This is a genomic window from Halovenus salina, assembly GCF_026410925.1.
Lineage (GTDB): Archaea > Halobacteriota > Halobacteria > Halobacteriales > Haloarculaceae > Halovenus > Halovenus salina.
On sequence record NZ_CP112972.1, the window covers coordinates 1,604,186 to 1,621,996 of the forward strand.

The following is a 17,811-nucleotide window of genomic DNA, read 5'->3' on the forward strand; positions in this document are numbered from 1 at the left end:
CCGTAGTGTTTAGCACTCGCTCCAGCCACAGGACTCGCAGGTCTTGCAGCCCTCGGCGTAGTACAGCGAGAGCGAGCCACACTCGGGGCACTCAGGACTCTCGCCGGCGTCGAGTATCGACTGCTGGTCTGTCTCGACCGTCTCGGCGCTGACTGCGCCGCCGTCGGGTTCGGGCTCGTTGGGGTCGACACGTGTCTCGGCCGAACGCGACTCGGCGGCCGTCTCTTCGAGGGTGGCCTGGTCCGGGTAGGCCTTGTCGACCTCGTCGTCGAGGTAGCGACGCAGCGCCGTTCCGAAGGCGTCGGGGATGGAATTGATCTGTTCGCCCTTGTCCCAGGCAACTTTCGGCGAGCGGATGCCCTGTAGTTTGTCGACAATCTCGTCAGGGTCGACGCCCGAACGGAGCGCCACGGAGATCGTCTTCGCCAGCGCGTCGGTGAAGGAGTTTGTGAAGCCACCAGAGTGGCCCGTGTTGGCGAACAGCTCGAACGGCTCGCCCGTGTTGGGGTCCTCATTGATCGTGACATACAGCTTGCCGTAGCCGGTGTCGATACGCTGGGTGACACCGTGGAGCTGGTCGGGCCGGGGTTTCTTCTCGGCGTAGCGTGCCCCGGAGTCGAAGATATCGTCCAGGTCGGCTTCGAGTTCGGCACGCACATCTTCGTTCTCCAGGAAGCCCTCGATACCGCCGAAGGTCTCCTGAATCTGCTCGACGATGGCCGCCGCGGCCTCGTCTTCGTCGGCGAACTCGGTGTTCTGGGCGCGCGTCGTCAGCACCTGCTTCGAGCGCGTCCCGTCGCGGTAGTAGGTGACACCCTTGCCGCCGTTCTCGTAGATGTACTCGAAGACCTCTTTGGCGTCTTCGACGGTCGAGTCGTTGGGGGCGTTGACCGTCTTCGAGATGGCCGAGTCGACGCCGTACTGACAGGCGGTCTGGACGCCGGCGTGTTGTTTCGCCGAGAGGTCACCTGTCGTCACGAACAGCTCACCGACCGCATCTGGAACCGTATCCAGGCCGTCGACCCCGTCGAACTCGTTGTTGGCCATCTGCTCTGTGGCCTCCTTCTTGACGGTCTCGATGTCGATGTCGTTGTCCTCCAGGGTCCGCAGGAAGTAGTCGTCGAACTCGACGAGCATCTCGTCGCCCTGAACGTCGTCGGAGACGTTCTTGTAGTAGGCGACGTTGTAGATTGGCTCACAGCCGCCGGTGGTGTTGCCGACCATGCTGGTCGTCCCGGTCGGCGCGATTGTCGTCGTGTTGTGATTCCGGATGGGGAAGCCATCGGCCCACTCGTCGGCGTTGAGGCCGGTCTGTTTCTCGAACCACTCGCGGTACTCAGTCGGGTTGGCGAACTTCGAGTTCTCCCACTCGGCGAAGACACCGCGCTCCTGAGCGAGTTCGTGGCTCGCCTGCTTCGAGCCGTGGTTGATGTGGGTCATCAGCTGGCGGGCGACCTCGTTTGCAGGGTCGCTGCCGTATTTCAGGCCGAGCTGGATGTACAGCTGGGCCAGTCCCATGATACCCAGCCCGATTTTTCGCATCTCCCGGACCTTCTGTTCGATTTTCTCGACCGGGAAGTCGGACATCGTGACGACGTTTTCGAGGAATCGCGTCCCCATCTCGATGCGGCGGTCGAACTCCTCGAAGTCGACGGCCTCTTCCAGGAACGCTCCGATGGCGTCGGCCTGGCTGTCGAACTCGTCGGCGTGTTCCTCCGCCCAGACCCGCCAGTCGGGCGCGTCCTCCGCGGCAAGTGTCGAGAGGTTGATGTGGCCGAGGTTACAGGCCTCGTACTCTTCGAGCGGCTGCTCGCCGCAGGGGTTCGTGGCGAGAATCTGGTGGTCGGGGTGTTTCTCGACGTCAAAGGAGTGTTCCTTGTTGACGCGTTCGAGATAGATAACGCCGGGTTCGCCGTTCTCGTGGGCACCTTCCACGATACGGTCCCAGACCTCGCGTGCCGGGACCGAGAGTATCTCGCCGACCTCGACGTGGTCGCCGAGGCCGAACATCTCGTACAGTTCCGCTGTCTCCTCGGTGGCGATGTGGGGCTCCTCGGTGCGAGGATTGGTGAACGTGTACTCCTCGTCGTTTTTGACCGCCTCCATGAATCGGTCGGTGATGCCGACCGAGATGTTGAAGTTCGAGAGGTGGCCTTCGACGGCGTTGCGGAGGTGTTCTGGCACGCGACCCTCGTCGTCGATGAGTTCGCGGGCCTCATCGAGGGCAGCGGTGAAGGAGTTGTGCGTGAAGTCGTCGGGGTCGTTGAGCCGGAGCGTGTGAGCCAGCGAGACATCCTTGTTCTTCGCGTGGAGGAACTGGATGACGTCGGGGTGTGAGACACGCATCACGCCCATCTGTGCCCCGCGTCGTGCCCCACCCTGGGCGATGGTCTCACACATCTGGTCGTACGTGCGCATGAACGTGATTGGGCCGGAGGCGATGCCGCCGGTCGAGCCAACAGCGTCACCGTAGGGCCGGAGCTGCCAGAAGGCATACCCCATGCCGCCGCCGCTCTGGAACACCTGGGCGGCCTCCTTCGCAGTCTGGTGGATGTCGTCGATGTCGTCGGCCGGTGAGTCGACAAAACACGCCGAGAGCTGCTGGAGTTCGTCGCCCGCGTTCATCAGCGTCGGGCTGTTGGGCATAAAGGAGAGTTTCTCCATGCTCTCCTGAAACTCGGTCGCGACATCTTCGACGTGGTCGCGAATCTCGTCGGACAGTTCGGGGACGACCGTCTCGTAGGCGAACTTGTTGACGTTGTACTCCGAGAGCGTAGTCTCGACATCGTCGTCGGTCGTCGTCCCCTTCCCGAAGACCTCGGCGGCGAGTTCGTCCCGACGCGGGTGGTCGGGCTTGAGCTGGTCGGGCGTGACCGTCACCTCGACGTCGCGCTTACGAGCCTCGAACACAGCCTCGGCCAGCGCGATGTTCTTGGCGACCCGGTCGAAGAGGTCTTCCTGGTCCTCGTCGACGTTACCGTCGGCGTCCTTGCGGAGGTACCGGGCTGGGAGAATATTGTGATAGGCATTACCGGTGAGTCGCTCTTCGAGTGTGTCTCCGTCGGTTCGTTTGATTGGGAGCGTGAGTTCGTCGGCCGCGAGTTCTTTACTCATGCCGAGTCACCTCGCTGTGGTGTCTGATGGGCGATTCCCCCTACGTGTGTGGGCTGGTGCGCTCTCATTTGTAACGAAAGTCGTGTTCGCGTCGGGACTCAATAAGACTTCTGTCCTGCGTTTCGTCTGTATTTTCTGATAGTTGTGACTATCCCTATACTGCGCCGCGAGACGCTCCGTTAGGTGGCGTACGCTCGCTTGTGTATAGTGAAGCGTGACTACCTATTAATCCTAGCCAGACCGGAGTGAAAGTGAACATCGACAGCCGTATTCACCGGATAGCAGTGGTCTATCCAGACGAACAGATGGGGGGTTCGTCTGGAGATGCTGAGACGACAGTGGGGCGTCTCGTTGCAGATGTGAGTTCCTACCGTGGGTAGGCTATCCCAGTGGAAGAATCAGTTCGACCGCCGGTGTATCAGAAATTATATATTTCTGAGAAAGTTCCGGATAACGTCGTGCCCGACGGCGGTTAGCACCGACTCGGGATGGAACTGCACACACGAAATCGGATGCTCGCGGTGGCGGATGCCCATAACGAGTTCCTCGCCGTCTGCCGTCGTGGTCGCGACCACCTCGAAGCAGTCGGGTACCGCGGTCGCGACCAGCGAGTGATAGCGCCCGGCCTGGAACCCCTGGTCGAGTCCCTGATAGACCCCCTCGTCGTCGTGGTCGACGGGGAAGGCTTTACCGTGAATCGGCTCGGGAGCGTGGCCGACCTCGCCGCCGTAGGCGTACACCGCGGCTTCGAGCCCGAGACAGACCCCGAGCGTCGGCACGTCGGGACTGAGCTCCTGGAGAACGGCCGTGCTGACGCCAACGTCGCGTTCGTTTTTGGGGTGGCCAGGACCTGGTGAGATGACGATGGCATCGGGGTCGGCCGCGCGCACGTCGTTGAGTGTGGCCGTGTTGCGGACGACCTCGGTGTCGGCGTGTTCGCTGACGTACTCCACGAGGTTGTATGTAAAGGAGTCGAAGTTGTCGATGAACAGGACGCGCTTTTCGGTAGCGGTGGTACTCATCGTTGTGCCTCCTGAATGGGATCGGCTGTCTCGATACGGTCGAGTGCGGAGAGGACGCCGTCCATCTTCTTTTCTGTCTCGTCGTACTCCGCGGTCGGCTCGCTGTCGGCGACGATCCCAGCTCCTGCTCTGACGGTCACGCAGTCAGCTCCGTCGGCAGGCTCAACCGTCGCCGACCGAATGACGATTGCGAAATCCGCATCACCCTGCCAGGAGACGTAGCCGACGCCGCCGCCGTAGACGCCACGGGGCGAGGCCTCGAGTTCGTCGATGAGTTCCATCGCCCGCATCTTCGGTGCACCAGACAGTGTCCCGGCAGGGAAGGAGGCCCGAACCGCGTCGAAGGCGTCGCTATCGGCGGCCAGCCTCCCGGTTACCGTCGATTCGATGTGCTGGACGTGGGAGTACTTGAGGACGTTCATGAACTCCTGGACACGGACGCTCCCAGGTTCGGCGACCCGGCGAACGTCGTTGCGCGCCAGGTCGACCAGCATGGTGTGTTCGGCCCGCTCTTTGTCGTCTGCGAGCATCTCGCCGGCCAGTCGGCGGTCCTCGACCGGGCTGGACCCGCGCGGACAGGTGCCCGCAATCGGGTTCGAGACCACCTGTTCGTTGCCGACGGAGACGAGTGTCTCCGGGCTCGCGCCGACGATCGTCCGGTCGCCATAGGAGAGGACGTACATGTACGGCGAGGGGTTGATTTCGCGAAGCGCCTCGTACAGTCCGAGTGAGTCGACCTCGCCGTACAGCTCCCGGGTACGCGAGATGACCCCCTGGTAGATTTCCCCGTCGAAGACCGCCTCCTTCGCGGTCTCGACCGCGGATTCGTAGCGGCCCTGCTCGCCCGCGACTTCGCGCTCGGGTCGGAAGCCGCCGGTCGAGAGCGCCCTCGCGTCGGCGAGCAACGTCGTCACGCGGTCGAGTTCGGCGGTGAGGTCGTCGTAGCGATCGTCCGCGTCCTCGTCGGGACGAACGACGGGCGTACAGACCAGCGAGACCGTGCCCTCGGCGTGGTCGAACGCGAGCGTCCGCGTGGTGAGGACGAACTGGGCGTCGGGTGTGGGCGACTCGGGCGCCTCGACCCCGACCTCGGAAAGATGGAGGTCGTAGACGGCGTCGTAGGCGAGAAAGCCCACGAGCCCGCCGTCGAGGTGCTGGCGGTCTCGGTCGGCCATTCCGCGATGGGCGACATCCGGCAGAGCCTCCCGGAGCGTGTCCAGCGTGTCGCCGCCGTTCGTGGCTACCAGTCCCTCGTACCGGTCGTCGAGCACGTCAACACTCCCCTCGCCGCCGTCGACTGTGATAACGGCAGCGGGGTCGTACCCCACGAAGGAGAACCGAGCGTGGCGTTCCTCGGGCGCGGGCGCAAATGCACCGTCGGGGTCACTCGACGGCACCTTCTCTGCGCTTTCGAGCAGGAAGCCGTACTCGGCGGCGTCGGTGTCGGTCGTCCGACCAGTCAGTGCCGCGTACGCGTCCAGCGGGTCCACATCGAGGTCGAGTGTTGCCTCGGTCCGGACGACGGCCGGCCGGTCGGCGTCACCGAGGTCGACGAACTCCTCGCGGTTGAGGTCGAAGCCAGTCACGGGACCGACACCCCGGTTGCGCCGGCGACGAAGGCGGCAACGGCGTCGTGGTCCTTGCGGCCACCCTTGCGTTCGACGCCAGAGGCAGTATCGACGGCGAAGGGGCCGACCGCGTCGACAGCGGCCGCAACGTTCTCGGGCGTCAGACCGCCGGCCAAGACGACTGGTGTCTCGACGCGCTCGACGAGCCGGCGTGTCTGCTCCCAGTTGTGTGTCTCGCCGGTGCCACCAGCCCCCTGCTCATCGGTCGAGTCGACCAACACTGCGTCGGCAGCCTCGGCGTAGGCTGTGATGTTCTCGTCTGTTACGTCGACGGTGCCGACCACGTTCGCATCGACGCGTTCGCGCAGTTGCTCTAACTCCGCGGGCGCGAGTCCGCTGTGGATCTGAACGGCGTCGGCACTGACGCGTTCCTGGAGCGCGACAGCGTCGCCAACGGAATCAGGCATCGTGACCAGAACCGTCGTCACGAAGGGTGGTGCACCCGAAACGAGGGTGCTGGCACGGTCGACGGAGACCTCTCGGGAAGTCTCGACAGGCACGTCGGTGATGAAACCGAGCGCGTCGGCTCCAGCTCTGACGGCGGCGTCGCGGTCGGCCTCGTCGGTCAGCCCACAGATTTTGACCCGCGGTCGGCTGGCGGTCCCGTCGTTCATCACTCAGGCCGCCCCACAGAGCTCGTCGAGTTTCTCGGCGGCCCGCCCGGAGTCGATGATCTCGCGGGCGCGGTCAACCCCGTCTGCAATCGACTCGGCGGCATCAGCGATATACAGCGCCGCCCCGGCGTTGGCGAGAATGATGTCCCGCTTTGGCCCAGTAAGGTCGCCGGTGACGATACCCCGGAGGTCGGCTGCGTTCGACTCGGGAGAGCCGCCCGCAATTGCCTCTACTGGCGCACGCTCCAGTCCCAGGTCGGCAGGCGTCAGCGTGTACTCGGTAACTGCGTCGCCCTCAACCTCGGCGACTGCCGTCTCGTCGTGGACCGCAATCTCGTCGAGACCAGAGCCGTGGACGACCAGCGCGCGCTCGACATCCATCTGTGCGAGCGCGTGAGAAACCAACGGGACCAGGTCGGGGTTGTAGACGCCGACGACCTGGGCCTCTGCTCCCGCAGGGTTCGTGAGCGGACCAAGCGCGTTGAAGATAGTCCGCATCCCCAACTCCCGGCGCGGGCCGATGACCGCCTTCATCGCCGGATGGAAGACTGGCGCGAGCATGAATCCGATACCGTCGGACTCGATGGCGTCCTTGACGGCTGGAGGTTCAGCGTCGACAGTGACGCCGACTTCCTCTAGGACATCTGCACTCCCCGAGGAGGACGACACCGAGTAGTTACCGTGTTTGGCGACCGGGACGCCGCCGCCGGCGACGACCAGAGCGCTCGTCGTCGAGACGTTGATAGTGTCGTAATCGTCGCCGCCAGTCCCGCAGGTGTCGACCAGCCCGTCTCGCTCGGGCGTTATCGTCCGGGCGACCTCCCGCATCCCCTCGGCGAAGCCCGCGATCTCTGTCTCTGTCTCGCCTTTGGCCCGCAATGCACTCAGCAATGCGCCAATCTGTGCCTCCGTCGCCTCCTCGAAGACCAGTCGCGAGGCTTCCCGTGCCTCGGCCTGTGTCAGGTCCTCGCCGTCGGTGACACGCTCGATGTATTCCTTCATTATTTCTCACCAATGTACGTTTTCGGTATGTAATGAACAAATGAATACAACGACATAAGCGTGTCGTCTGTGGGGGCAGTCGTTCGTCGCGGCTACGTATCGACCGCCTCAAATGCCTCGTTCAGTTGTGTGTGAATCTGTCGTCGCTGCTGTCTGTCGCGGTCGTTGAACAGCGCGACAACCCAGCCATCGGAACGGCGGCCAGCGTAGCCGAACGAGTCATACACCGAGCCGAACCATGGGAGACTCGACCGGTCGCTCCCTTCGAGGAACTGGTCGAGAGAGCGGTAGGACTGGCCGTTTATCCAAAAGTACTGTAGCTCCGACAGCGCGCGGGCGAGGTCGGGGGCACTTGCGACAAAGCCGCCGGCACCGCTGAATGCGCTGACGACCATCCCGTAGTCGGCACACGCGTCCGACTCGCTCTCGTCCTGTGCGAAGACATTCTCGCATTGCTCGGAATCGTCGTACCAGATTTCGTCGGAATGTCGGTTCTCCGGCCGAGTCGACCCGAGATGGATGTCCGTTGCGTCGGCGGGCTCGAAAAGATTCGCCGAGACGACCGACTCGAAGGAGTCGCCCGTGACGCCTTCGACGACCAGCGAGAGCATGACGTAGCCGATGTTCGAGTAGACGTTGTCACTGCCGGGGTCGAACTGCAGGGGCTGTCCGAGCACGTACTGAACGAAGTCGTCGCGTTCGGGCGTGCCGGCGAGCCCGAGCGATTCGGTGACAACCAGGGGATTGAACAGCGGGTTCGCGTGTTCGCTCCTGTCCCAGCCGCCACCGTGCTTCAGGAGGTGCTCGACTGTGACCTCACGGAGCCGCTCGTCTTCCAGTTCACCACCCGGCGGGTCGACGTCTATCAGCGGATAGAACTCGTCGTCGAGCGCAACCTCCCCGGCGTCGACGAGTCGGAGGACAGCGTCGGCCGTGAACAGCTTGGAGATGCTGCCGATGCGGAACATCGCCTCGGGGTCCACCGGCTCGGTTCGCTCGCGGTCGGCCCAGCCATAGCCACGGGACAGTTCGATTGCTCCGTCGCGATAGAACGAGAGCGAGCCCGCACCGTAATCCAGCTCCATCATGTGCTTGACAGTCGCCTCGTCAAGCGGGCGCAGCTCGGGAACGGCTTCGCCAGTCACCGGAATCTCGTAGGTCGGCGTCGTCGGCGTCTCCGTCGCCGTAGCGGTCGGCATGTCTGTTTGCGCTGGCGTTGCCGTCTTCGTCGGTGTGGTCGTCGGTGATTCGCCGTCGTCGCCGCCGAGACAGCCCGCGAGTGTTGCCGCGCCCGCGGTCAGTCCCGCGCGAAGGAGCGTCCGTCGGTCGATGCGTTTCGTCGGTGTGTTCTCTGTCATTGGTCCAGTTCGGGGTCGAAGATATCCTCGATGTGGCAGTCCAAAAACTGTGCGAGCTTGAGTGCCAGTTCGAGCGACGGGTCGTAGCGCTCGCGCTCGATGGCGTTTATCGTCTGCCGGGAAACCTCCACGGCGGCTGCGAGGTCACCCTGTGAGAGGTCGTGGCGGTCCCGGAGATCTGGGAGGCTGTTTTGCATGGTCAGTACTGTCGTTTGGTGTACCAGTGAGAGACAGCAAAAATGCCGAAAAGCAGCGCATATCCCCACATCATGCCACTGAACCACGACGGTGCCGTGTACACGCCGGTCTGTTCAAGCGTGGCCGAACCCGGAGCACCGAGTATCAGTATCAGCGCGGCGATACCTATCGTTCGTCCGGACGCCTCTGCGTTTATCTCCTGTTCGCGTTCGTCCTCGATTTCGCTCGGGCCAAAGTGCAAGATAGCAAGTCCCAGCACGAACGCGCCCCAGTAGACGCCGACTGCACCAACCGCCACCGCGTCACCTCCCACGCGGTTCCAGACGCCCAACAGGGCGAGGTAGCCCACGATACCGGCCGTGAGCGTGCCGTAGAACAGTCGTTTGTACCGCTTGCGCTGCTGTAGCCGCTTCCGTCCTTCGGAGAGGCTTCCGTCCGAAGTCTGTGCTTCGTTCATATGTAAAGCACCCTTTACAGTAAAGTGTACTTTACACACCTACTTAATCCTGTTGGCGAGGTTCGGGCCAGGAAACACCCGATAGACACGTTTATCGGCCGCTCGGCACAACCACAGGTATGTTCGAGACACGGCCGGACCGCAGCAGCGAAGTCGTCCTGGTGGGACGGTCGAACGTTGGCAAGTCGACCCTGATGCGCGAGATAACGGGCCACAGCTTCGACACGGGCGGACGTCCCGGAGTCACCCGCAAGCCGAACCACTACGACTGGGCCAGCGAGGACTTCGTCATAACGGACCTGCCCGGGTTTGGATTCATGAAAGGTACACCAGAGGAGGTCCGCGAGCAAATAAAGACCGACGTGGTACAGTATATCGAGCGGTACGCGGACAGTATTCTCGCGGGCGTGCTCGTTCTGGACGGGAAAGCAGCCGTCGACATTATCGACCGCCACTCCGGCCCCGACGAGGTGCCACACACTGTCGAGCTCTATCACTTCCTGCGCGATGTGGGAGTTCCGCCAGTCATCGCTGTTAACAAGATGGACAAGGTCGACGACCGCGACGACCGTCTCGACGAGATTGCCGAGCGATTCGGACTCGTCCCACCCTGGAAGCAATGGCAGGACGGAATTGCGCCGATTACCGCCAAACGCGGCACCATTGGACCACTTAACGACGCGGTGCGGACCCAGCTTCACGAGGCCGAGCGCGACGACCTGTTCAAGTTCTTCTAACCACGCTCTCCGCGGCCAATCGAGCAGGTATCTATTTCTGAACGGCGGACGGATACGCTCGAAAGCGATGACGGTCGACTCCCCCTCAGACGGTGAGACTACCATTGAGGACCTGCTTTCGGACCTGCACAGACTCGGCGACGAGACGACCGACGCCGATAGTCGCGACGAGCTCAGAGATGTCGAACACCTGTTGTTAGAGGCACACGAAAGAGGGCTCATCGATTCGGGAGTGCGACACCTGAGCGCGCGCGACGCGGCCGAGGCGTTCGTCGGCAGCGTTATTTTCGCGTCGCCGCTGCTCGTCGAAGACGGTATCTTCGACATCGGCGACTACCTCTTCGAGGTTACCTTCGCAGGCGCACCAGTGTTCTTGATCGCAAACACCCTGTTCGTTGTGCTCATGACCTACGCGTTGCTCGGGTGGACCGGCCAGAACCGCGACGAGACGGCGATACTGTTCGGGGTCGTGCCGGCCCGGCTGGTCATGACCCTTGGCGTCTCGTTTCTCGTCGCTGCGGTCCTGATGACCGTTTGGGGCCGCGTCGGCGGCTGGGAGTCACCGCTCGAAGCGCTCGCTCGTATCAATGTCATCTGGACGGTCGGCTCGCTGGGTGCTGCACTCGGAGATATCCTCGCGGATGACGATACCCAGGAGATAGCAAGCCACCACACCGCCACGACCGGACGAGCTGTCGGCCCAGAGCGTCCGGAGGCAATCCAGCGACTGACCGACGGTGCGCTCGTCGACGCTCTCCAAAGAGAGTTCGACGATCTCGGGTCGGCTTTCGGCGACCGCCAGGAGGTCGAGCGTCTCAGAGAGCAGACCGTGGATGCGGCCCTCGACGACGGGTTCGGTGACCGTATCCAGAAGTACACCTCACGGGACGTTGCTGAGGCGTTCGTCGGTAGTATCTTCTTCGCGATCCCGTTTCTCGTCGAGGACGGCGTCTTCGATGTTGCGGAGTTTTTCCTCTCCTTTCAGGTCGGTAGCTTTCCCGTCTTTTTCTTCGTCAACACCGTCTTCGTCCTTGCGATGATTCTGGCACTTGTCTACTGGGCCGGCCCACAGGATGTCCAGATAAACAGGCCGATACTCGGATTTATCCCCCGCCGTGTCGTCGGTATCGCGCTCGTCTCCTTTCTGACCGCGGGCGCACTCATGACGATGTGGGGCCGGGTCGAGTGGAGCGAACCTGTTGTCGCGCTTGCTCGTATCAGCGTGGTCTGGACTGTCGCCTCCTTCGGGGCCTCGCTTGGGGATATTCTGCCGGGCGAGAGTTCTGGTGACGATATCAACGACGATCTGGTTGCGCTGGGCAACCAGGACGACCACGGCGAGTAACGTATCGAAACAGTGCAGCCGCTCGCTGTTGGATTATATGAAAAAAGCCCCCGACCAGTATTGTGACTGGTCGGAGGCTGAAATGTATTCGGCGGAACCCGGCCGCAGTCACGAAGGACTGCGGTAGCATGTTCCGCCGTTGTATGAATGGAGGCGGCGAACCGAGTTTCCCAGAGACTCTCGTACTCCAGTACTCACCGGAACGCTGGTGGGCTTAACTTCCGTGTTCGGGATGGGTACGGGTGTGACCCCACCGCTATGGCCGCCTTAACGCTGACTCGCGGACTCGAACCGCGACCGGTCCGGGCGAAACCCGGCCGATGCACCTGCAATCAGTGGTCGATGTAGATACCGTGTGTACGTGCGATCCAGATTGCGCCTGGACTCGTTTTACCGAGCCAATGCGTATGAATGGTGGCTTTGACCTGTTAGTGCTCGCGGGCTGAACGTCTCGTTGCCTCGACGCGTACACCCCGAGTCTATCGATCTTGTCTTCTACAAGTGGTCTCAGCGGTGTCTCTTTTCCAGGTGGGTTTCCGGCTTAGATGCGTTCAGCCGTTACCCCGTGTGGCGTAGCCGCCCGGCAGTGCTCTCTCGAACAACCGGTAAACCAGTGGCCACCACCCGTAGTTCCTCTCGTACTATACGGGCGTTCCCGTCAGACACCAAAACACCCCCAATAGATAGCAGCCGACCTGTCTCACGACGGTCTAAACCCAGCTCACGACCTCCTTTAATAGGCGAACAACCTCACCCTTGCCCGCTTCTGCACGGGCAGGATGGAGGGAACCGACATCGAGGTAGCAAGCCACCCGGTCGATATGTGCTCTTGCGGGTGACGACTCTGTTATCCCTAGGGTAGCTTTTCTGTCATTTTTGGCCCGCATCAAGCAGGCGCAAAAGTTCGCTAGACCACGCTTTCGCGTCAGCGTTCCTCGTTGGGAAGAACACTGTCAAGCCACCTTTTGCTCTTACGCTCTCCGGCGAGTTTCCGACTCGCCTGAGGTGGCCTTGGGGCGGGCTCGATATCTTTTCAAGCCCGTACCGCCCCAGTCAAACTGCCCGGCTACCGGTGTCCTCCTCCCGGAGTGAGGGTCGCAGTCACTGACGGGTAGTGTTTCATGTGTGCCTCGGCGACGTGCTGGCGCACGCACCTGTATAGCGGCTCCTACCTACTCTGCACATCAGCGACCACGTCCCAGCGACAGCCTGCAGTAAAGCTCCATAGGGTCTTCGCTTCCCCTTGGGGGTCTCCAGACTCCGCACTGGAATGTACGGTTCACCGGGCCCAACGTTGGGACAGTGACGCTCTCGTTAATCCATTCATGCAAGCCGCTACTGAAGCGGCAAGGTACTACGCTACCTTAAGAGGGTCATAGTTACCCCCGCCGTTAACGGGTCCTTCGTCCTCTTGTACGAGGTGTTCAGATACCCGCACTGGGCAGGATTCAGTGACCGTACGAGTCCTTGCGGATTAGCGGTCACCTATGTTGTTATTAGACAGTCGGAGCGTCCGAGTCACTGCGACCTGCTCATTTCCTGAGCAGGCATCCCTTATCGCGAACTTACGGGACTAACTTGCCGAATTCCCTAACGTCGGTTATTCCCGACAGGCCTAGGCTTTCGCTGCCACGGGCACCTGTGTCGGATCTCGGTACGGACACCGTGCTTGCCTTTTCACGGGCCCCAGGTTGAACCGACTTGCGCTATCCCGCCGTTCGTTCGCTTCGTGCCATTACGGCTTCCACGAACTTGGACGGTTCGACCGGGCGAAGGCCCGGTTCGGTCGACCCCAGGGCGTCGGCGTTTACTGCACGGTGGCACTGGAATATTAACCAGTTTCCCTTTTGAGACGTTCGACTTACGACGCCTCTTAGGACCGGCTAACCCTCGGCTGATAAACATTGCCGAGGAACCCTTGCCCTTTCGGCCGTCAGGATTCTCACCCGACTTTCGCTGCTACTACGACCAGGATTTTCGTCACCACGCGGTCCACACGAGATCTATCCCGTGCTTCCACCCACGCGGAGCGCCGACCTACGCAACCACCCTGTAACGGGTGTGGCCAGGTCTCGGTGGTGGATTTGAGCCCCGATCATTTTGGGCGCCCCGAACCTCGGCCGGTAAGCTGTTACGCTTTTCTTGGAGGGTAGCTGCTTCTAAGCTCACCTCCCGGCTGTCTAGGGCTCGGGACCACCTTCGATCGCACTTAATCCACACTTTGGGACCTTAACCCGGCGCTGGGTTGTCTCCCTTATGGTACACAGGCTTACCCCGCGCACCGGACTCCCCGCGTCGACAGCGTCTGTGAGTTCGGAGTTTGACAACCGCGCCGACCTCTCTCGAGGGCGGACACAGTAATCAGTCACTCTACCTCACAGACTACCTCGGCGGAGGTCATGCTTCGACATGTTTCGGTCGGAACCAGCTGTTGCCGGACTCGATGGGCCTTTCACCCCTACACGCAGGTCACGGGAGGGTATTGTAAGACACCAACCCTAACAGACTTCCACATGACTTTCGTCATGCTTCATCTTGCCCACGCGTAGATCGTCCGGATTCGGGTCGTGCCCGTCTGACTCCCCGCGCTTGAACACGGCGGCCCTCGCGCAAAGCGCTGCGGCCATGTCGGTTTCCCTACGCCTCCCCCGGTATACGGGTTAGACTCGCCAGACAAGCACACTCCCTGGTCCGTTTTTCAAAACGTACGACAGAACACCGGCTTCCTGTGAGTCCTACTGCGGGTTCGCACCCAACTCGTTTGTCACAGGACCTTTTGTGCCCTGTCGCTCCATCGCCACCTGATTTCAGGCCCTATTTCACCTCCCGTTGGAGGATACTTTTCAGCGTTCGCTCACGCTACTTGTTCACTATCGGTCTCGGAGAGTGTTTAGCTTTAGCAGTCGATGCCTGCTAGATTCGCGAAGGATTTCCAACCTCCACTACTCTGGAACTGACTCACACCATACTGGACACCGATACGGGGCTTTCACCCTGTTTCGCGCTCCGTTCCAGGAGACTTCTCGATGACTGTCCGATGCTGCATGTCAGCCCATACACCACATAGCCCGAAGGCTTCGGTTTGAGCTGTATCGCGTTCACCCGCGGTTACTAACGACATCGCATTGCGCTTTCTCTTCCTGCCCCTACTAAGATGTTTCAGTTCGGGGCGTTCCCCATTGCGCGAAGCAATTGCGGTGGGGATTCCCATTCGGAAATCTCTGGTTCTTCACCTCCGTGCGGCTCCCCAGAGCTTATCGCAGCTTGGCACGTCCTTCATCGGCTTCCGAGCCGAGCCATTCACCAGGCGGCATAGTAGCCATGGTTGTGAGTCCGTAGAACGGACTCACGGATGTGAGTCCCGGTGGGGACTCACGAATGTGTGTGAGCTCGCAGAGCGAGCTCACAGCGTCAATTGAACTCGGTGAAACGAGTCCAGTGGACGCCTGGATCGCACGTACACACGGTGTCATTTGCACGCCCAGTGGTCGGGGTGCGTGCATCGACCCTTCCCATCCGCGTTCACACGGGATGGTGCATCGGTCTTCCGTACCCGATTTGAAGCCCGTATCCCACTTAAGGGACACGGTTCGAGTCGGGTGGAAATGGACCCACTGGGATTTGAACCCAGGGCCTCCGCCTTGCAAAGGCGGCGCTCTGCCACTGAGCTATGGGCCCGTCCGCCGTACAATGTTAGCCCTGGTAGTTCATAGGTGCTCGGTCGGCTATCGCGTCCGAGCCGATACCCTCCAATGAAAGTGGGCTGGGTGTGACCCCAGTCCCGGTCAGTAGGAGGTGATCCAGCCGCAGATTCCCCTACGGCTACCTTGTTACGACTTAAGCCCCCTTGCGAAGCCCAGATTCGACCATCGCATGATGGCCTCATCCGGACCTCACTCGGGTGCTTTGACGGGCGGTGTGTGCAAGGAGCAGGGACGTATTCGCCGCGCGCTTGTGACACGCGACTACTACCGAATCCAGCTTCATGAGGGCGAGTTCCAGCCCTCAATCCGAACTACGACCGAGTTTACGGGATTAGCGTCCCCTCTCGGGGTAGCTTCCCATTGTCTCGGCCATTGTAGCCCGCGTGTTGCCCGGCACATTCGGGGCATACTGACCTACCGTTGCCCGTTCCTTCCTCCGCTTTGGCAGCGGCAGTCCTCCTAGTGTACCCAACCACCAATGGTGTTGCTGGCAACTAGGAGTGCGGGTCTCGCTCGTTGCCTGACTTAACAGGACGCCTCACGGTACGAGCTGACGGCGGCCATGCACCTCCTCTCAGTAACTCCAGTAAGCCCATCAGACTGACCTTCACAGTTACTGTCGGTGCCGGTGAGATGTCCGGCGTTGAGTCCAATTAAACCGCAGGCTCCTCCGGTTGTAGTGCTCCCCCGCCAATTCCTTTAAGTTTCATCCTTGCAGACGTACTTCCCAGGCGGCTCGCTTCACGGCTTCCCTACGGCACAACGCAGGCTCGTAGCCTGCGTCACACCTAGCGAGCATCGTTTACAGCCAGGACTACCCGGGTATCTAATCCGGTTCGAGACCCTGGCTTTCGTTCCTCACCGTCGGGTCCGTCTTCTCGAGGCGCTTTCGCCACCGGTGGTCCGTCCAGGATTACGGGATTTCACTCCTACCCCGGACGTACCCCTCGAGTCTTCCGGCCCCAAGCCAGACAGTTTCCGCTGGACGCCCACGCGTTGGGCGCGTGGATTTCCCAACAGACTTGTCTGGCCGGCTACGAACGCTTTAGGCCCAATAATATCGGCCATCACTTGTGCTGCCGGTATTACCGCGGCGGCTGGCACCGGTCTTGCCCAGCACTTGTTCCTGCACCACCTTACGGTGCAGAAAAGCGAGGACTGTATGCCCTCGCACTCGGAGTCCCCCTATCGCACTGTCGTGCAGTGTAAAGGTTTCGCGCCTGCTGCGCCCCGTAGGGCCCGGTATCTTGTCTCAGATACCGTCTCCGGGCTCTGACTCTCATCACCCGTACCGATTACTGGCACGGTGGGCCGTTACCCCACCGTCTACCTAATCGGCCGCAGCCACATCCTATGGCGCCGGAGCATTTCTAGCTTCCTGCACTCCAGCATGGAAGCTGTATTGAAGATTAGCCTCAGTTTCCCGAGAGTATCTTCATCCATAGGGTAGTTTGGCCACGTGTTACTGAGCTATCCGCCACGAGTATGAACTCGTACGACTAGCATGGCTAAATCGGACTCCGATAGCAATGGCCTCCGGCAGGATCAACCGGAATGTGCCTCCACGAGGGAGGCGGTTAGGCGGGAAACACACATAATGTGTGTTGCTATATTGCTATCGACTCGGGACACTCGATAACCGACCGAGTGTCACCGAACTACCAGGGCTAACATCAGATCCCATCTATACGGCGGACCGCAGGGGTGGAATCCTCATGTCTTCCGGACCTAATCGTACATTTCGAAGGGTGATAAACCCTTCGAGATGCGTTCGATGTGGTCCAACGCAGTCGGGTTTCGCTCGGCCCCGACCGACCTCGTTCGCATTCACCCGGAATGCCCGTTTACACTTAAGGGCATCGGATTGCCTTTCTCCGGAACCAACCGGAGTAAGGCGATTTGCATTCAGTCATCAACGCCCTGTACTACTTAAGGGCGTCGAACGACCATCGAGTTCGGCAGGGAACGTCGCCCCGCGCTGCTTCGTATTAACCCGGAATGCCCGTTTACACTTAAGGGCATCGGATTGCCTTTCTCCGGAACCAACCGGAGTAAGGCGATTTGCATTCAGTCATCAACGCCCTGTACTACTTAAGGGCATCGAACGACTGTCGGGTTTCGCGGAGGACATTTCCTCCGCACTTCTTCGTGTTAACCCGGAATGCCCGTTTACACTTAAGGGCATCGGATTGCTTTTCTCCGGAACCGACCGGAGTATGGCGATTTGCATTCAGTCACCAACGCCCTGTACTACTTAAGGGCATCGAACGACTGCCGGGTTTCGCGGGAAACATCTTCCCGCGCTTCTTCGCATTCAATCGCAGGGGGTGGGAGTAATTAAGGCCGTCGAACGAATGGCGCTTCGGCATGGAGTCACACCACAGGAATGGCATGAGGAGACGCCCCATGTGGGAGACAAAACTGTGGCTACCAACATAGTATCGCGCGGCCGGAGGCCAGCCTGTCATCCCACGCGGCGTGCGTCCGGTCAGGCCGGGTGAGAGCCACGCATTCAGATGATTGGGGCTTGCGTACCTAAATGTCACGCCCTTCGCGGGCGTGCGCGAAGACGTACATGCTACTGTGGGCGGCACGATCTCAAAGAATGAGATTTCGTACGACTAGTCGTCGG

10 protein-coding genes, 1 tRNA gene and 3 rRNA genes are annotated in these 17,811 nt (G+C 61.1%); 2 read left to right on the top strand and 12 right to left on the bottom strand.

Annotation, left to right across the window (positions count from 1 at the left end):
- Positions 1-9: 9 nt before the first annotated feature.
- The 8 genes from OSC37_RS08115 to OSC37_RS08150 all read right to left on the bottom strand — a co-directional run bounded on the left by OSC37_RS08115 (position 10) and on the right by OSC37_RS08150 (position 9,393).
- On the bottom strand, positions 10-3,114 hold the full coding sequence (locus OSC37_RS08115; protein ID WP_267164083.1) for an adenosylcobalamin-dependent ribonucleoside-diphosphate reductase: 3,105 nt from the start codon (positions 3,112-3,114) through the stop codon (positions 10-12).
- Between the two features lie 425 nt (positions 3,115-3,539).
- Positions 3,540-4,136, bottom strand: coding sequence for an anthranilate synthase component II (gene trpG / locus OSC37_RS08120; RefSeq protein WP_267164084.1), 597 nt, complete (start codon positions 4,134-4,136; stop codon positions 3,540-3,542).
- Positions 4,133-5,722 (bottom strand): anthranilate synthase component I, encoded by a 1,590-nt coding sequence (trpE, locus tag OSC37_RS08125; RefSeq protein WP_267164085.1) that lies wholly within the window; start codon positions 5,720-5,722, stop codon positions 4,133-4,135. Before trpE ends, trpG begins: the two co-directional genes overlap by 4 nt.
- Positions 5,719-6,378 (bottom strand): phosphoribosylanthranilate isomerase, encoded by a 660-nt coding sequence (locus OSC37_RS08130; protein ID WP_267164086.1) that lies wholly within the window; start codon positions 6,376-6,378, stop codon positions 5,719-5,721. The genes trpE and OSC37_RS08130 overlap by 4 nt, the downstream gene beginning before the upstream one ends.
- Positions 6,379-6,381: 3 nt before the next feature.
- The gene (trpD, locus tag OSC37_RS08135) at positions 6,382-7,380 is read right to left on the bottom strand and encodes an anthranilate phosphoribosyltransferase (protein ID WP_267164087.1); all 999 of its coding nucleotides are present in this window, start codon (positions 7,378-7,380) and stop codon (positions 6,382-6,384) included.
- A gap of 92 nt (positions 7,381-7,472) precedes the next feature.
- Positions 7,473-8,738: a serine hydrolase domain-containing protein gene (locus OSC37_RS08140; protein ID WP_267164088.1), complete on the bottom strand. Its 1,266-nt coding sequence runs from the start codon at positions 8,736-8,738 to the stop codon at positions 7,473-7,475.
- The gene (locus OSC37_RS08145) at positions 8,735-8,935 is read right to left on the bottom strand and encodes a helix-turn-helix transcriptional regulator (protein WP_267164089.1); all 201 of its coding nucleotides are present in this window, start codon (positions 8,933-8,935) and stop codon (positions 8,735-8,737) included. The genes OSC37_RS08140 and OSC37_RS08145 overlap by 4 nt, the downstream gene beginning before the upstream one ends.
- Positions 8,936-8,937: 2 nt before the next feature.
- Entirely contained in the window at positions 8,938-9,393 is a 456-nt protein-coding gene (locus tag OSC37_RS08150) for a DUF2178 domain-containing protein (RefSeq protein WP_267164090.1), read from the bottom strand.
- 119 nt (positions 9,394-9,512) lie between these two features.
- Between OSC37_RS08150 and engB the strand changes: the two genes are divergently transcribed.
- Both engB and OSC37_RS08160 read left to right on the top strand, forming a co-directional pair.
- On the top strand, positions 9,513-10,130 hold the full coding sequence (gene engB, locus OSC37_RS08155; RefSeq protein ID WP_267164091.1) for a GTP-binding protein EngB: 618 nt from the start codon (positions 9,513-9,515) through the stop codon (positions 10,128-10,130).
- Between the two features lie 67 nt (positions 10,131-10,197).
- Positions 10,198-11,475 (top strand): DUF2391 family protein, encoded by a 1,278-nt coding sequence (locus tag OSC37_RS08160; protein WP_267164092.1) that lies wholly within the window; start codon positions 10,198-10,200, stop codon positions 11,473-11,475.
- A 148-nt stretch (positions 11,476-11,623) separates the two neighbouring features.
- Here the strand turns inward: OSC37_RS08160 and rrf are convergent.
- The 4 genes from rrf to OSC37_RS08180 all read right to left on the bottom strand — a co-directional run bounded on the left by rrf (position 11,624) and on the right by OSC37_RS08180 (position 16,735).
- Positions 11,624-11,745: ribosomal RNA gene (gene rrf, locus OSC37_RS08165) — 5S ribosomal RNA — on the bottom strand.
- 139 nt (positions 11,746-11,884) lie between these two features.
- Positions 11,885-14,803 (bottom strand): 23S ribosomal RNA (locus tag OSC37_RS08170).
- Between the two features lie 278 nt (positions 14,804-15,081).
- A tRNA-Ala gene (locus tag OSC37_RS08175) sits at positions 15,082-15,153 on the bottom strand.
- A gap of 112 nt (positions 15,154-15,265) precedes the next feature.
- A 16S ribosomal RNA gene (locus tag OSC37_RS08180) occupies positions 15,266-16,735 on the bottom strand.
- The 16S, 23S and 5S rRNA genes sit together here with 1 tRNA gene alongside, the layout of an rRNA operon.
- Between the last annotated feature and the right edge of the window lie 1,076 nt (positions 16,736-17,811).

Excerpts from the sequence above, each read along its gene's own strand:
- OSC37_RS08115 (WP_267164083.1), bottom strand. The coding sequence starts at position 3,114 with ATGAGTAAAGAACTCGCGGCCGACGAACTCACGCTCCCAATCAAACGA.
- trpG (WP_267164084.1), bottom strand. The coding sequence starts at position 4,136 with ATGAGTACCACCGCTACCGAAAAGCGCGTCCTGTTCATCGACAACTTC.
- OSC37_RS08130 (WP_267164086.1), bottom strand. The coding sequence starts at position 6,378 with ATGAACGACGGGACCGCCAGCCGACCGCGGGTCAAAATCTGTGGGCTG.
- trpD (WP_267164087.1), bottom strand. The coding sequence starts at position 7,380 with ATGAAGGAATACATCGAGCGTGTCACCGACGGCGAGGACCTGACACAG.
- OSC37_RS08140 (WP_267164088.1), bottom strand. The coding sequence starts at position 8,738 with ATGACAGAGAACACACCGACGAAACGCATCGACCGACGGACGCTCCTT.
- OSC37_RS08145 (WP_267164089.1), bottom strand. The coding sequence starts at position 8,935 with ATGCAAAACAGCCTCCCAGATCTCCGGGACCGCCACGACCTCTCACAG.
- OSC37_RS08150 (WP_267164090.1), bottom strand. The coding sequence starts at position 9,393 with ATGAACGAAGCACAGACTTCGGACGGAAGCCTCTCCGAAGGACGGAAG.
- engB (WP_267164091.1), top strand. The coding sequence starts at position 9,513 with ATGTTCGAGACACGGCCGGACCGCAGCAGCGAAGTCGTCCTGGTGGGA.
- OSC37_RS08160 (WP_267164092.1), top strand. The coding sequence starts at position 10,198 with ATGACGGTCGACTCCCCCTCAGACGGTGAGACTACCATTGAGGACCTG.